Origin of the sequence: Desulfonispora thiosulfatigenes DSM 11270 (genome assembly GCF_900176035.1) — a bacterium.
Taxonomy (GTDB): domain Bacteria; phylum Bacillota; class Peptococcia; order Peptococcales; family Desulfonisporaceae; genus Desulfonispora; species Desulfonispora thiosulfatigenes.
On sequence record NZ_FWWT01000005.1, the window covers coordinates 158,061 to 174,226 of the forward strand.

Consider the following 16,166-nt stretch of genomic DNA (forward strand, 5'->3'; position numbering starts at 1 on the left):
CTCTCTCTTTAATTTACTTTGTAAACTTAAACTGAGAAGTTGAACGGAATGTTGGAACTGAGAAAGTGAAATCATCAATTAACTTAGAGTTAAACGGTAAGTTAGCTTTTTCAAAGAATTTTTCCCAACCAATTCTTTCAATCCACTCTCCGATTCTTTCATGCTTTTTAGCATCAGATAACCAAAGTTCAACTATTTTTCTAATTTCCTTAACTAAAGTATCCCATCTTGGAGTTTCGTTTGGAATATAAGGAATTACTAATTTACTGAAAGCTGGGCCTGATCTTGTGTTAGAAACTTTACCACCGATAAAGATAGCAACTCCGTCACCTTCAGGGTCAGCTATTGGTAATGCAGGACATACTGAGTAACAGTTACCACAGTACATACATTTTTCTTCATTAATTGTTACTGATTTTGCTTTTGGATTTGGTCTAATTGCACCTGTCGGACATGATGCAATTACGTTCGGAATTTCACAACCGTTAGCAACACCATAGTCATTAACTTGTGGTATTCTTCTGTGTACCCCAACGAATGCGATGTCTGAACAGTGAACAGCACCACACATATTTAAACAACATGCCATCGCAATTTTTAATTTAGCTGGCAGGTCATCTTTTTGGAATAAGTCAAATAAGTCATCCATAACAGCTTTAACTGGGCCAGAAGCATCAGTAGCAGCACTATGACAGTGAATCCAACCTTGTGTATGGATAAGGTTTTTAAGAGCCTTACCTGTACCACCAGCTGGCCATCCAGCTGCATCTAATTCAGCAATTAATGGATCAACGTTTGCAGATTCACTTAATAAAAACTCAACGCTATGTCTACTTGTAAAACGTAAGTGTCCTCCAGAATATTTATCAGCCATATCAGCAAAATATCTAATAGTGTCAATATGGATTAAACGCGGAGAAGCAATACGTACTGTGAATAATTCATCTCCAGATTCACCAACGTGTTTTAAAACACCTGGCTTCACCTTTTCATGAAATAACCATTTACCATAGTTATTCTTAATAATATCAGGAAGCATATCCCAATAATGTGGTGGTCCTATATCAGTTTTTCCATAGTTTGGATTGCTCATTATTTAGACACCTCCGCATTTTTTCTAGAAGCAATTTCTGCTACAACTTCTTCTTCAGTCCAGAAGAAGTAAGGGTTTTCACGTGGATGTTTAACCATTTGTGGTACAGCTTCGATATCGATAGCTTTTAAGAAATCAGTCATACCTTTTCTGTAGATTAACTCGCCGATTCTCTCACGAACCTTAGCGTTTTCATCCCACCAGTCCCACATCTTCTCTAATAATTCTTTTAATTCAGCATAGTCATCTTCTTTGTTAAGTTTAATGAAAGGTTTTACAACCCAACCTAAGAAAGCTGATTGAACTATTGTAGCTTTACCACCGATTAATAAACTAGCTCCTCTATCTTTACCTACATGTAAAGCTTTAGTCATAGTATTGATACAATGCATACATCTTGTACAGTTATCATTGTCAATGTTTAATTCTTTTTTATCAGCATCGTAGCTCATGCACTTAGTAGGACATTTGTAAACAACTTCTCTTTTAACATCCATACCTGCATCAGCATAGTTAGCAACTTCTGCTTGGTTTACTTGGATAGCATCTCTCCATGTACCAATGATTGCAATGTCAGAACGAGCAATTGAAGAAGTACAATCGTTAGGACAACCAGAAATTTTAATTTTTGATTTATATGGCCACATTGGTCTGTGTAACTCATCTTGATACTCATTAGTTAAGTCATGACATAAATGCATAGCATCAAAACAAGAATATTCACAACGTGCTTCACCATTACAACAAGATGGCGTTCTTAAGTTAGATCCTGAACCACCAAGGTCAAAACCAGCTTCAGATAAATCATTGAAAATTGGTTGTAAATGCTCAGTAGTAGTACCTAAAAGAATAGCATCTCCTGTAGCACCGTGCATGTTAGTTAATCCAGAACCATGTTTTTCCCAAATATCACATAATGTACGTAGTGATTTAGAGTTGTAGAACCATCCTGATGGTTGGTTTACACGAATAGTATGGAATTCAGCTACATCTGGGTACTCTTCAGGTAAGTCACAGTAACGACCAATAACTCCACCGCCGTAACCTCTAACTCCTACGATACCACCATGTTTCCAGTGAACTTTCTTTTCTTCATACGAGCGCTCTAACAAGTTTAATAACTGCTCGGTTTTTGCCCCGCCTTTTTCCATTTCCTTAACAAACGAAGGATATCTACCTTCTTTAAGGTTATCCAGTAAAGGTCTGTTAGACAATGCGATGCACCTCCATAGTTATAATATATTTTATGAAAAAATTTAAACTAATTTAAAATTTTAGTATTCATCTAATGTAATTGCTTCGTTAGGACAAATTGCAATACAAGTTTGACAACCCATACATTCATTTTCAGTTACTATAGCTTTGTCATCTGTTAGAACGAATACTTGTGCAGGACATGCAGAAATACATTCACCACAACCAACGCATTTTTCTTCATCAACTGTTACCATGAACATTTTATATACAACTCCTTTCGCTATAATTTCAATTAGTGTTTAAGTACAAATTTAATATTACACTTATATAATAATATTAAATTTTAAAATTGTAAATACGCTTGTGAAAGAGTTCACGGGATATTTCAAAACTCAACACAATCTTAACATACTCAGTCCTATTTTAAAACATAATTTATTAAAACATTTTACTATTAGTTAATAGCTAATTGTTATTGTTTTTAAATTCTAAAACTTTATGCAAAAGTCCATCAGCCCACTCAGGTGTTGAGGCTGCATGAGTATGCATATACGTTACTAGACAATTATTGAATAAAATTCCATCTTTTGAATTTATAATACCTTTTCCTCTTTGAACCTCGAATGCAAACTTCACTTTTTCTTCTTCTAAATTAATTAAGCGTGAATTGTGAAATTCGTGACCTTTCACTATTGTATCTTCTGTAGTAAAAGGATTGTCTTTTAGACTTTTGTTTATTGTATACCCATGACCTTGTGGTTTTTTCTCCATTTTTACGTCATAAGGTAAAGCTCCAACCATTTCATAGCTATTATCATCAACAAAAAGTTTTTGACCTAAATACATAAGTCCCCCGCATTCGGCATATACTGGCATTCCAAGCTGAATTGCATTCTTAATATCGGTTTTTAAACCTTCGTTTCTTTCAAGTTGCTCTGCAAAAACTTCAGGAAACCCTCCCCCTATATATAGTCCATCTATTTCAGGGAGTTTTGCATCGTTTAAAGAGTTAATAATTACTAATTCTGCACCCTTTTCCTCTAAAGCTTCTAAGTTTTCAGGATAATAAAAGCTAAAAACTTTGTCTTTTATTACTCCTATCTTAACTTTAGCCAATCTATTCATATCAACAGCATCCTTGATAGATTCCAAAGATGTAGTATTTTGGGAAATTTCAATTAATTTATCAAGGTCAATATTTTCTTCTATTAGTTTTCCTAATTTATCGACCTTTTCCAACAATTCTTCTTTTTCACCTGCTGGTATTAGACCTAAATGACGATCTGGAATAACTATATCCTTGCTTTTAGGGACTATGCCTAAAACAGGAACATTGCAATACTTTTCTATCGATTGTTTCAAAATGTTTTCATGTCTTTTACGGGCAACATTATTTAATATAACGCCTGCTATTTTTATTCTAGGGTCAAAATTCACTACACCATTTACTAATGCAGCTACACTTCTTGTCATTCTTTGACAATTTACTACTAAAATAATAGGTGCATCGATCATATAGGCAATTTCAGCTGTACTTCCACTACCTTCTACATCTAAACCATCAAATAGTCCCATGGCACCTTCGATAATACTAATGTCCATATTATTTGAACTATTTACAAAAGTATTTGTAATGTCATTTTTAGTCATCATAAAAGCGTCTAAATTTCGCGATTGTATGCCTGAGGCAAATGAATGCCAACTAGGATCTATATAATCGGGTCCTTTTTTAAAAGGTTGTACTTTTAAACCTCTGTTTTTTAAGGCCTTTAATAGACCTAAAGTAATTGTTGTCTTTCCTGACCTTCCTTGATTTGCAGCTATTACTATACGCGGACGTTTTTCCACAAAAACACTCCACCTTCATGTATAAATTATATTTATCCTTCTCTCATACATACTATATCAGAATTTCACACAAATATATATAAGTTTATTTTATGGACGTGATAACTAATCCTAGTGTTAACTTATAATTTATTATAACATAAAAAAAACTTCCAAGTAGATAATGTAATTTTTAATGAAATATATTGTCTACTTTGGAAGTATTATATTGTTATTAACACCTTTTTTATTAAAACTATTTTACAACTATATTAACTAGTTTATTTGGGATGATAATTATTTTTTGAATTGTTTTGTCTTTTATGTTTTCTTTTACATTTTCTTGTTCTAAAGCCATTTTTTCAATTTCATCTTTAGAAAGACCAGCCGCAACTTCTAATCTTCCTCTTACTTTTCCGTTTATCTGCAATACTATTGTTACTTCTTCTAATACTAATGCGTTCTCATCATATTTAGGCCAATTCTCTTCATGAACACTATTTTCATTTCCTAACTTTGTCCAAAGTTCTTCTGTTAAATGTGGAGCAAAAGGAGATAACATAATTACTAGATTTTCGATTGCTTCTTTCACAATTAAATTGTTTACTTCTTTATCCTTTTCTCTATAATGATAAATTGCATTTACTAATTCCATAATAGAACTAATTGCTGTATTAAAATTAAAGCGTTCTTCTAAATCAGCTGTAACCTTTTTTAAGGTTTGATGATTTATTCTCTTAAGATCTTTATCTTCTTTAGTTAGTTCCTTTTGTTCATTTGTATATTCTTGAGGGTCATTTACATAGCTATCAATTAAACGCCATACTCTGTTTAAGAATCGATAGCATCCTTCAACAGCTTGATCATTCCACTCTAAATCACGTTCTGGTGGAGCAGCAAAAAGAATAAATAATCTAGCAGTATCAGCACCATATTTATTTATTATCTCTTCTGGGCTGACTACATTGCCTTTAGACTTAGACATTTTAGCTCCATCTTTTAAAACCATACCTTGAGTTAGGAGGTTTTTAAATGGTTCATCCACACTAACTAATCCTTGATCTTTTAATACTTTAGTTAAAAAGCGAGCGTACATTAAGTGTAAAATTGCATGCTCTACGCCACCAATATACTGGTCAACAGACATCCAATAGTCAGTTTTTTCTTTATCAAATGCCTTTTCAGTATTTTTAGGATCACAAAAACGCAAGAAATACCAACTAGAACAAACAAATGTATCCATTGTATCAGTTTCTCTTTTTGCTGGCTTATTACACTTTGGACATACAGTGTTGACAAATTCGTTTGAAGATTTTAATGGAGATTCGCCATTTGGTAAAAACTCTACATTTTCTGGTAATAAAACTGGTAAGTCTTTTTCTTCTACGGGAACTGCTCCACAATCCTCGCAATAAACTATCGGAATAGGGGCACCCCAATAACGCTGCCTAGATATTAACCAATCTCTTAAACGATAGTTGATTTTTCTTTGTCCTTTGTTGTTTGCTTCTAAAAATTCAGCGATTTTTTGCATTCCTAGATCTCTGTTAGCTAGTCCACTAAATTCTCCAGAGTTAACCATTATGCCATTTTCAGTATAAGCATCTTCCATTTGATCAACAGTTAAACTTTGACCTTCTGGCTCAATTACTACTCTAATATTTAAGTTGTATTTTTTAGCAAATTTAAAGTCCCGTTCATCATGAGCAGGTACACCCATAACGGCTCCTGTACCATATTCATATAAAACATAATTACCAACTAATATTGGTACTTCTTCTCCATTTAATGGATTAATAACATACGCACCTGTAAATACGCCTTCTTTTTCTAATTCAGTTGATGTACGATCAACTTCACTAAGCTTTTGAACCTTTGTAATAAAATCTTGTACGTTTGCTTGATACTCAGTACCTTGTGTTAGCTTTTCAACTAACGGATGCTCAGGTGCTAACACTACATAAGTTACCCCAAAAATTGTATCATGACGTGTTGTATATACTTCTATTTTTTCATCTGTTCCCTTAACATCAAAAACAATTGTGGCTCCTTCACTTCTACCAATCCAGTTTTCCTGCATTGTCTTAACCTTGCTTGGCCATCCATCAAGTTTTTCTAAATCATCAAGTAATCTTTGAGCATAATCAGTAGTTTTAAAGAACCACTGTTCTAAAGCTTTCTTATTAACCTGGCTAGTACAGCGTTCACATCCGCCATCTACTACTTGCTCATTAGCTAATACAGTTTGGCAAGACGGACACCAATTAACATTACTGTTTTTCTTATATGCTAATCCTTTATTATATAACTGAATAAATAACCATTGAGTCCACTTATAATAATCAGGTAAGCAGCTTGCAATTTCTCTATCCCAGTCATAACTTATGCCCATTGCTTTTAATTGCTCACGCATATTTTCCATATTCTCTATAGTCCATTTCGCAGGAGGATATCCATGTTTAATCGCTGCATTTTCAGCAGGTAAACCAAAAGAATCCCAGCCCATAGGGTGCAAGACATTAAAGCCTTTCATTTTTTTATATCTAGCGACAACATCCCCAATAGAGTAATTTCTTACATGACCCATATGTAGGTTTCCTGATGGATAAGGAAACATCTCTAAACAATAATATTTTGGTTTACTCTTATCTTCTACTACTTTAAATGCATTAGTATCTTCCCACTCTTTTTGCCATTTAGTTTCAATTTCTTGAAAATTATAATGATTACTCATATTTTAAGCCTCCTTAATTAGAAAAAACCCAAAAAATCTCTCATCCCAATTTGGAAGAGAGACTATTTCTTTGCAATAAAAAATACCTTTTCTTCTTCATTTATCGGATCTGTAAAACTTAATTTTCCATAAACATTTATTTGTTTAAATTCAACTTTAGTTAATAATTCCCTTACCTTTTCTAATTTAAACGCCTTTTGTTTATGCTCTTCATCGAATCTTACATAACTTTCTTCTTCAGCTTCTTGCACAAAAAACGTTAGATTCATCTGACAAACATCCCTGGTTTCACAAAACTCATTTTCCCATAAATAAACAAGTTCTGGTGTGTTATATGTGAAAATATTATTTCCTAATATTGTTTTTAAATAATAATACGTATTAATATCAAAGATCAATACTCCATTATTAGTTAAAATTTTATAAACATTTGAAAATGCTTTTAATAAATCATCTTCGGTCAAAAGATAATTAAAAGTATCAAAAGTAGATATAGCAATATCTACTTTTTCATTTATAGTTAGATTTCTTATATCTTGTTTATATAAACTAACTTTTGCATTGTGCTGTCTAAATCTCTGTTCGGCTTCGGTTAACATTTCTATAGAATTATCCACACCTACAACATCAAACCCTTTTTGGGCTAATAATAAAGAAATCTTACCTGTGCCACAGCCTAAATCTAAAATTTTATTGCCTGTAACTTGACTTTGGTCTATTAAAGTAACTAGATAATTAGCCCAGGCTTCATAATCAATATCTTCCATCAAAAAATCATATACACTAGCTAAGTCTTGATAGGACATTTTACTCACCAAGTATAGTTTCTATTTCTAGTCTTTTGGCATCTCCCCAGAGTCTTTCTAAATCATAAAACTCTCTATCATCTGGTAAAAAGACATGAACTATTATATTATTATAATCTAGAAGTACCCAGTGACCCTGTTGATAGCCTTCTTTACGCATAGCATATAAATTTGATTTTTCTTTTAATTCTTTTTCAATATTATCTGCTATAGCCTTTACTTGCGTATTAGATGAACCTGTACAAATAACAAAATAATCAGCAAAGGTAGATATACCTTGTACATCTAAAGCCACAATATCTTGTGCTTTTTTATCGTCAATAGATTTTATAATTTGTTTTAAAACATCATTTTTCTCCAAATTAATTAATCCTCCTAATTTTATACTCTAATATTTTCTATTATCCAGTTTCGTGCAGCTATACTCAAAGGGTGTATTAATTTATTTTTTTCAATTATAAATTTGAGTGAATTATCCAAACCGTTTAAAACACCTATGGACAAATTACGAAAGGCAAGCTCTCTGATTTCTTTAACCCCATTAAATACTCTATTAGGTTCAATATAATCAGCAATATAGATAATTTTAGTTAGAGTGTCCATATCAGCACAGCCTGTTGTATGATACCTTACTGCCCGCAAAATACTTTCATCTAATATATTATGATCACGTTTAAGAAGAAAAGCTCCTACTGGCCCATGTAGTAAGTCAGGTTGTTTATACTCTACATCATCAGCAATCAAATTATTGTTTTTAGCTAAATTTAATAACTCTTGATCTGTTAGACATTTTGCATAATCATGAATTAAACCTGCTAAATAAGCTTTGTCGGGATTTACCCCGTTAATTAACGCTAATTCTTTAGCAGTCTCTGCCACCCCTATTGAGTGAAGGTATCTTTTACTATTTAAGCGTTTTTTGATGATTTCTACATAGTTATTCATCTTTACACCTAAATATCATTTTCTTTTTTTAAGTATAAATCATATTTTGTTATATAGTCTTCTACAGTTTCTGGTAATAAATACTTGATAGATTTGTTTTCTCTAACTCTTCTTTTTATATCTGTTGAGGATACTTCTATCCCTGGCACTTCTATTATTTCAATATTTTCTAATTGTTTTTTTGAAAGCATCTGTAATTCTTTGTTTTTTAAATTAGACAAGGTATAACCAGGTCTTGTTGCTGCTATAAAGTAACACATTTCTAATAATTTTTCATAATTATACCAGGTGGTGATGTCTTTAATAGCATCTGCTCCAGTGATAAAATAAATATCGTGTTTTGGGTACTTTTTCTTAAACTCTATTAAGCTATCATACGTATATGATTTTCCGCTTCTATCAATTTCCACAGTAGATATATCAAAATATCTATTTGTTGCTGTAGCTAAGGCCGTCATGGTATATCTATCCATAGCACTACTTACATTGCTACAATTTTTATGAGGAGGACACCCAGACGGAACAAAAATCACCTTATCCATATTATATTTACTTCTAACGGCCTCTGCTATTACTAAATGCCCATAATGGATAGGATCAAAAGTTCCACCCATTATTCCAATGGACTTTCGCTTTGACAATTCTTACACTCCTTGTTAGCCGTTTATTTTCTAATCTGACCTTCACCATTAATAATATATTTAAAACTGGTCAGTTCTTTTAGACCCATAGGTCCTCTAGCATGAAGTTTTTGAGTACTTATTCCAATTTCAGCCCCAAATCCAAACATGAAACCATCTGTAAAGCGAGTAGAAGCATTAACATAAACAGCAGCCGCGTCTACTGATCTTTGGAATTTCTTTGCTTTACTATAACTATTAGTAATAATGGCTTCAGAATGTTTTGTCCCAAACTTACGAATATGATTTAGAGCTTCATCTATATCTTTTACAATTTTAACAGCAATTATTAAATCTAAAAACTCAGTAGCATAATCTTTTTCGGTCGCTATAATAGAATTAGACAAAATTTGTTTGCATTTTTCACAGCCTCTAATTTCGACCCCTAAATTAATTAATTCAGGTCCAACTAAATTCAAAAAACTACTTGCTATACTTTCATGAATTAGTAGACTTTCTGCTGCATTACAAACTCCTGTACGCTGAGTTTTAGCATTGATAACGATATTTTTTGCCATTTCTAAATTTGCATCTTGTTCTACATAAAGGTGGCAATTGCCAGTCCCTGTTTCAATTACAGGGACTGTAGCATTTTCAACTACATTTTTAATTAATCCCGCTCCTCCTCTTGGAATGAGGACATCTAAATATTCGTTTAATTTTAACATTTGATTAGCAACTTCTCTGCTTGTGTCTTCAATTAACTGTACAGATTTAGCAGGTAATTCTGAATCACTTATGGCTTCTTCAATAATTTGAGCTATTTTTTTATTAGAATTAATCGCATCAGAGCCACCTCTTAAAATTACAGCATTTCCTGATTTTAAACATAAACCTGCTGCATCTACTGTTACATTTGGTCTTGCTTCGTAAATTATTCCAATTACACCTAGAGGCACTCTCATTTTACCTATTTCTAAGCCCTCTGTAGTCTTCCACATTCTTTCTATTTCTCCAATTGGATCTGGCAGACTAATTAACTGCTTTAGTCCCTCTGCCATGTCTTCAATGCGTTTTGATGTTAGTAATAGCCTATCTTGTAACGATACTGGCATGTTTTTATCTTTAGCATCATTTATGTCTAATTCATTAGCCTTAATAATTTCATCTTTTCGTTCTAGTAATTTTACAGCTATTTTTTCTAAAGCACCATTTTTTTGCTCTGAACTAGCAAGTGTTAGGTGATATGCTGCTTCTTTGGCTAGGCGGCCTTTTTCTATTAATTCTTTAGCTATCATCTTGATCCACCTTTCATCATCTAATCGCTAAATTGTCCCGATGGATTACTTCATCATAATCCTTATGACCTATAATTTTAATAATATCTTCACATTTAACACCTTTTATTTGTTCTATTTCGGAGGAATCATAGTTAACTATTCCCCTTGCAAACTCTCTTGCCTCATGATTAATGATACTAACTACATGTCCAACGTTAAAAGATCCTTCGATTTTCACAATACCTCGTGGTAATAAGCTTTTTCCTTTATCGTTAATTGCTTCAAAAGCTCCACAGTCTACCCATATTTTACCTTCTGATTTTGAACTAAAGGCAATCCATCTTTTACGTGTTTGGGTATTTACTTCTTTCGGTGGGATAAAGAGCGTACCTATTTTTTCTCCTTGGAAAATCCTCGAAATGTTTTCTATTTTAATTCCATTAGTAATAATCATAGGTATTCCTGCTTTAACGGCAATTTTAGCAGCTAATACTTTAGTAATCATTCCACCGGATGCAAACTTACTGCCAGCTCCACCCGCTACGCTTTCAATACTTTCATCTATTTCTTCTACTGTTTCAATCAAACAAGCATTGGGATCCTCATTGGGATCCCCAGTGTATAGACCATCTATATCTGAAAGTAATAACAATAGATCCGCATCTACTAAACCCGCAACTAATGATGATAATGTGTCATTATCTCCAAATTTCATTTCATCAACAGCAACCGTATCATTTTCATTAATAATGGGCACAACCCCACATTTTAGTAAAGTTAATAAGGTATTTCTAGCATTTAAAAATCTATTTCGGTCATTTAAATCTGCTCGCGTTAATAATAATTGAGCAACTTTTGCACCATACTCTGAAAATATTTTTTCATATATATGTACTAAAACACCCTGTCCAACAGCAGCACAAGCCTGTTTTTCAGGAATTGTTCTAGGTTTATCTTTAAATCCTAGTACACCCATCCCAGCACCCACGGCACCTGATGTTACTAATAGTACTTCTTTTCCTTGGTAAATTAAGTCCGCTAATTGCCTCACTAACTTTTCAATTAAATTAAGGTTTAATTTACCCGTACTATGTGTAAGTGTACTTGTGCCCACCTTAAACACAATTCGGTGGGCATTTTTAATCATATTTTTATATTCATTTTCACACATTTCGAACACCGTACCTTTAAAATTATCTTGGAAGTTCTATAGATGGCTTATCTTTTGATCTGCGATAAAAAATTAGATTTCTCCCAATCTTTTGGACCAAATAAGCATCAGTTAACTTTGCCATTTCTTCACCTACAAATTTAGGCTCCTGAGGGCAATTATTAAGCACTTTCACTTTAACTAATTCTCTAGCAGCTAAAGCTTCTTCGAGGGAATTAACTACCATCTCACTTACTCCTGATTTACCTATTTGTAAAATTGGATCCAAAGCTATCCCTAAAGCTTTTAAAAATCTTCTTTGTTTTCCTGTTAACATTAATTAACTAGTACTAAACTACCGTACCAGTTTTCCACCTCCTTGAAGGTATAATATTTTAATTATAGCATAGCAAATAAGCATTTTATACTTATCCAGCTTTATTTTATCTTATATTGCAAGATAGTTAAAGTTATATTTAGCCTTTAATAGATGGCCAATCAGAAAAAGCTAAAAAGAACAATACAACAATATTAATTAAAGGAATAAATAAAAAGAAACAAAGCCACCCAGGGTAGCCTGCCTTAGTAAAAATCTGCCAAAAGGGAATGATTACACACACCATTATAATTAGTAAATTAAATAAACTAAACATACAAATCCTCCACCCATCCTTGTCGATAACTTTATCTTATAGCATTATATGCAGGAGGCTTTATATAAATCATAATAAAAAAGAGATAGAAATAAATTCTACCCCTTGTACTAAAAACTTAATCTAAGAAATCAAAAATCATTTCTTTAATTCTTATTTCATCTCCATCTTCAGCACCTTGTTCACGAAGTGCTTTGATAACACCCATAGCTTCAACTATTTGTAAAAATCTTGCTACGGCATCTTCATTATTAATATCTGTTCTCGCCCAATGTTTATCAATTTCAGGACCTGTTACAACAAATATGTTATCAACCTTTTCAATATAAAACTTAGGTTTTTTATCTATTTTAACCATGCGAAGTCCTTTTTCTTCTTTAGGAATAACTGGTTCTTGATCTTTTAATTCTACTAAAAGTTGTGCTAATCTATAAACTAAAGGTTTTAACCCTTCACCAGTTGCTGCACAGACTGGAAATATTTCATAGTCCTTTAATTCTTTTTGTAAAACCTCTAGATTATCCTTACCTTGCAATAAATCTGTTTTATTTGCCGCGATAATCATAGGTCTTTGTGCTAAATACTCATTATATTTTTTTAATTCATGATTAATTGTATGGAAGTCTTCTAAAGGATCACGATCCTCTGAACCTGATACATCTAATACATGAACAATAACCTTAGTTCTTTCTATATGTCGTAAAAAGCGATGACCAAGCCCAGTTCCTTCAGCAGCACCTTCAATTAAGCCAGGTATATCAGCCATGACAAAACTTGACTCTGAGTCAATATCAACCATTCCTAAATTAGGAGTTATCGTTGTAAAATGATAATCTGCAATTTTCGGTTTTGCTGCTGATACTCTAGATATTATCGTTGATTTTCCAACATTAGGGAATCCAACTAATCCAACGTCTGCTAGTAATTTTAGTTCTAATTCAATCCATCTTTCTTCACCTAAATCACCATTTTCAGCCAAAGTCGGGGCTCTATGAGTCGAACTAATGAACCTAGCATTTCCTCTACCACCCTTACCACCTTTAACTATGACTACTTCTTGTCCGTGTTTTACTAAATCAGCTATTATCTCATGAGTCTCAGCATCTTTAACTACTGTACCTGCTGGTACTCTCAAAAAACTATCCTGTCCACCTCGGCCGTGTTTACTACTACCCTGACCATGTTGTCCTCTTTCGCCCTTATAATGTCTTTTATATCTAAAATCCACTAATGTACGAAGTCCCTCATCAGCAACAAGTATGATGCTACCACCTGCGCCACCATCACCACCAGCTGGTCCTCCAAAAGGAACATATTTTTCACGACGAAATGCAACTACCCCATTTCCTCCATCTCCAGCCTTTAAATTTATTTTTGCATAATCATAAAACATTCATTATCACCTATTTACAAATTTATTATAATTTCATTTTTAAGTTCTATATAATGAAAATTATTTTTTTTACATAAATCAAATACTGCATTCCAGCTTAAACTAGCTTCCGTATCTATAGTATTAACCTTTATTAGAATTTTACTTTCTTCTAAACAAAAATCTACATTAATTTTTTCTTGGTCCAAAGGTGTTTTTATTTCATTCCAGATACTACTAATTAGTGCATTTACTTCAGGAACTATTTCTTCCTTAACGCGCCAGTTTTCTGATATTGAATACTTAAAACCAGGGTTAATTCCTATTTCCATCACCCTGGATAACATCATAGCCTCTATTTCAGGCTGAGTTATTTGATTAGTTTTTCTTAAAGCTTGCAAGTGACTGGTTACCTCAGCTATGTACTCAACAGCTTTATCTTGTTTGTTAATTTTTATTAGTCCCCAAATTACTTGGATATTATTCAAGAAATCATGTCTTTGAATCCGATTAGCCTCTAATAAATCCTCTACTAAACTTTTCAAATCCATCCCCCTTTCGAGAATATTCCTATTGTATCCTGTAAATTTAGATTTTGTCCACATTTTTCTTTAAACAAACAAAAAACCTGGCCATAATGACCAGGTTTAAATTAACTTACGATTGCAACTTCAGGTACAATACTTACTTGTTTTTTGTCTTTTCCTTTTCTTTCAAACTTAACAGTACCAGTTTCTAAAGCAAATAAAGTATCATCTTTTCCGATACCAACATTTACACCTGGGTGAATCTTAGTTCCTCTTTGTCTAACTAAGATATTTCCAGCTAAAACATGTTGACCATCATGCCTTTTAACGCCTAAACGTTTAGCATTACTGTCACGACCGTTTCTTGAGCTACCTACACCTTTTTTAGATGCAAATAACTGAAGGTTTAACTTTAGCATTAATTCCACCTCCTATGTGAAAGCTTTATATATTGACTAAAGTTCAGCTCAATAGATTTAATACCAATTTCTAGTGTTTTTAAGATAATTTGAGCTTTTTCAAATTTATCTTGCGATAAATCTTTAGGCAACATACATTTTAGATATCCACTTTTTTCATCTACAGTATAGTGATTGTGTAAATCAAGCTGTAACTCCAAACTATTAACTGTAGTAGTTGCTAATACCGAAGCAGCAGCACAAACGATATCTTTGCCTGAATCAGCAAAAAAGGCATGTCCTGAAAACTCAAATCCTATAATCTCTTCATTAGCACTTAAATATAAATCAGCTGAAATCATATTACTAAGCTTCGATTTTTTCTACTGTAACTTTAGTGAATGGTTGACGGTGACCTTGTTTTTTACGGTAGTTTTTCTTAGCTTTATACTTGTAAACAATGATTTTTTTGTCTTTACCATGTTCTTCAACTTTTAAAGTAACTTTAGCTCCTTCAACATAAGGGCTTCCTACTTTAAAATCAGAACCAGTGTTTAACATTAAAACTTTGTCTACTGTATGAGTATCTCCAGCTTCTGCACCTAAAAGTTCTACTCTTAGTACATCACCTTCTTGAACCTTATACTGCTTACCACCTGTTTCAATAACTGCGTACATAATTACACCTCCTGCATCATACTCGCCAAGCTTAGGTAGCTTAATGGGCTTTAAGACCTAGTTTGTGCGGTTTGGGCAGCAAAAAAACACTGCTTACGATAAGTTAGTATACTATATGAGAAATAATAAGTCAATCCTAGTCACTTTTAAAACTATAAATTAATTTAGGACAAAATCCGATGGCATCAGCACTTACTATATGAAAATTTATTCCCCATTTTTCTTCTGGTAGAGCACTAAAAATAGCCTCTGAATGAAGATGTCCATAAATGCAAGTTTTCACATTAAAATTTGTCATGATTTCAACAAATTCACTAAACTCATGTTTACCGCTTGTCGGCGGGTAATGTAGCATCACAATAATGTCCTTGATATCTTCTTTTATACTCTTTAAAGATAATTTTAGTCTTCCAAGTTCTCTTTTATAAATTTTCAAGTCTACACTTTGTTTGAAGTTTTTATCTTCTGGGTTAAGCCAGCCCCGAGTTCCACAAATAGCAACTTGATTATTCAGTATAATATGGTCATTTTGTAAAGCAATGATGTTTTCTGGTAAAGCTTTTCGAACTTTACTTAAACTCTTCCACCATAAATCATGATTGCCCTTAGAAATTATTTTTTTACCTGGCAAATTTTCTAAATAAGATAAATCATATACTATATCTTCTAAATTAAGTCCCCAAGAAAGATCACCTGGAACTAATACTATATCTTCATTAGAAACTGTTTTTACCCAATTTTCTTTTATCTTTTCAGCATGGTCTTGCCACTTTTCACCAAATATGTTCATTGGCTTATATTCCTGATAGTTTTCATCAAATGATAGATGAAGGTCGCTCAGGGCAAATATTTTCATAATATCCCCCTACTATAATTCTTATTTTAG

At 32.8% G+C, this 16,166-nt stretch carries 19 protein-coding genes; all 19 read right to left on the reverse strand.

The features are described 5' to 3' along the window. Positions 1-13 precede the first annotated feature (13 nt). The 19 genes from dsrB to B8965_RS00850 all read right to left on the reverse strand — a co-directional run bounded on the left by dsrB (position 14) and on the right by B8965_RS00850 (position 16,136). The gene (dsrB, locus tag B8965_RS00765) at positions 14-1,093 is read right to left on the reverse strand and encodes a dissimilatory-type sulfite reductase subunit beta (RefSeq protein ID WP_084051953.1); all 1,080 of its coding nucleotides are present in this window, start codon (positions 1,091-1,093) and stop codon (positions 14-16) included. Beyond that, entirely contained in the window at positions 1,093-2,313 is a 1,221-nt protein-coding gene (gene dsrA / locus B8965_RS00770) for a dissimilatory-type sulfite reductase subunit alpha (protein ID WP_143334179.1), read from the reverse strand. The genes dsrB and dsrA overlap by 1 nt, the downstream gene beginning before the upstream one ends. A 54-nt stretch (positions 2,314-2,367) precedes the next feature. Then, positions 2,368-2,550 (reverse strand): indolepyruvate ferredoxin oxidoreductase subunit alpha, encoded by a 183-nt coding sequence (locus B8965_RS00775; RefSeq protein ID WP_084051954.1) that lies wholly within the window; start codon positions 2,548-2,550, stop codon positions 2,368-2,370. 205 nt (positions 2,551-2,755) lie between these two features. Further along, the gene (locus B8965_RS00780; RefSeq protein WP_084051955.1) at positions 2,756-4,138 is read right to left on the reverse strand and encodes a cobyrinic acid a,c-diamide synthase CobB; all 1,383 of its coding nucleotides are present in this window, start codon (positions 4,136-4,138) and stop codon (positions 2,756-2,758) included. A 235-nt stretch (positions 4,139-4,373) separates the two neighbouring features. After that, on the reverse strand, positions 4,374-6,851 hold the full coding sequence (gene leuS, locus B8965_RS00785; RefSeq protein ID WP_084051956.1) for a leucine--tRNA ligase: 2,478 nt from the start codon (positions 6,849-6,851) through the stop codon (positions 4,374-4,376). 62 nt (positions 6,852-6,913) lie between these two features. Then, entirely contained in the window at positions 6,914-7,657 is a 744-nt protein-coding gene (locus B8965_RS00790) for a class I SAM-dependent DNA methyltransferase (RefSeq protein ID WP_084051957.1), read from the reverse strand. Position 7,658: 1 nt separating this feature from the next. Then, positions 7,659-8,018: a ribosome silencing factor gene (gene rsfS, locus B8965_RS00795; protein WP_084051958.1), complete on the reverse strand. Its 360-nt coding sequence runs from the start codon at positions 8,016-8,018 to the stop codon at positions 7,659-7,661. Positions 8,019-8,038: 20 nt separating this feature from the next. Further along, entirely contained in the window at positions 8,039-8,602 is a 564-nt protein-coding gene (gene yqeK / locus B8965_RS00800) for a bis(5'-nucleosyl)-tetraphosphatase (symmetrical) YqeK (RefSeq protein ID WP_084051959.1), read from the reverse strand. A gap of 8 nt (positions 8,603-8,610) precedes the next feature. Beyond that, positions 8,611-9,243, reverse strand: coding sequence for a nicotinate-nucleotide adenylyltransferase (gene nadD, locus B8965_RS00805; protein ID WP_278336304.1), 633 nt, complete (start codon positions 9,241-9,243; stop codon positions 8,611-8,613). A gap of 23 nt (positions 9,244-9,266) precedes the next feature. Beyond that, complete coding sequence (locus tag B8965_RS00810; protein ID WP_084051960.1) at positions 9,267-10,520, reverse strand: glutamate-5-semialdehyde dehydrogenase; 1,254 nt, start codon at positions 10,518-10,520, stop codon at positions 9,267-9,269. A 16-nt stretch (positions 10,521-10,536) separates the two neighbouring features. Continuing rightward, the gene (gene proB, locus B8965_RS00815; RefSeq protein ID WP_084051961.1) at positions 10,537-11,673 is read right to left on the reverse strand and encodes a glutamate 5-kinase; all 1,137 of its coding nucleotides are present in this window, start codon (positions 11,671-11,673) and stop codon (positions 10,537-10,539) included. A gap of 22 nt (positions 11,674-11,695) precedes the next feature. Continuing rightward, the gene (gene yhbY / locus B8965_RS00820; RefSeq protein ID WP_084051962.1) at positions 11,696-11,989 is read right to left on the reverse strand and encodes a ribosome assembly RNA-binding protein YhbY; all 294 of its coding nucleotides are present in this window, start codon (positions 11,987-11,989) and stop codon (positions 11,696-11,698) included. Positions 11,990-12,128: 139 nt separating this feature from the next. Then, a complete protein-coding gene (locus tag B8965_RS12535; RefSeq protein WP_200805840.1) occupies positions 12,129-12,305 on the reverse strand; it encodes a hypothetical protein in 177 nt (58 codons plus the stop codon). Between the two features lie 118 nt (positions 12,306-12,423). Continuing rightward, positions 12,424-13,698, reverse strand: coding sequence for a GTPase ObgE (obgE, locus tag B8965_RS00825; RefSeq protein WP_084051963.1), 1,275 nt, complete (start codon positions 13,696-13,698; stop codon positions 12,424-12,426). 14 nt (positions 13,699-13,712) lie between these two features. Next, on the reverse strand, positions 13,713-14,222 hold the full coding sequence (locus tag B8965_RS00830; protein WP_159446229.1) for a Spo0B domain-containing protein: 510 nt from the start codon (positions 14,220-14,222) through the stop codon (positions 13,713-13,715). Positions 14,223-14,329: 107 nt separating this feature from the next. Continuing rightward, the gene (gene rpmA, locus B8965_RS00835; RefSeq protein ID WP_084051965.1) at positions 14,330-14,623 is read right to left on the reverse strand and encodes a 50S ribosomal protein L27; all 294 of its coding nucleotides are present in this window, start codon (positions 14,621-14,623) and stop codon (positions 14,330-14,332) included. Then, on the reverse strand, positions 14,623-14,964 hold the full coding sequence (locus B8965_RS00840) for a ribosomal-processing cysteine protease Prp (RefSeq protein WP_084051966.1): 342 nt from the start codon (positions 14,962-14,964) through the stop codon (positions 14,623-14,625). The genes rpmA and B8965_RS00840 overlap by 1 nt, the downstream gene beginning before the upstream one ends. 4 nt (positions 14,965-14,968) lie before the next feature. After that, positions 14,969-15,280 carry a 50S ribosomal protein L21 gene (gene rplU / locus B8965_RS00845; protein WP_084051967.1) on the reverse strand — a complete coding sequence of 104 codons (312 nt, stop codon included), beginning with the start codon at positions 15,278-15,280 and terminating at the stop codon, positions 14,969-14,971. Positions 15,281-15,416: 136 nt separating this feature from the next. After that, entirely contained in the window at positions 15,417-16,136 is a 720-nt protein-coding gene (locus B8965_RS00850) for a metallophosphoesterase (protein ID WP_084051968.1), read from the reverse strand. Between the last annotated feature and the right edge of the window lie 30 nt (positions 16,137-16,166).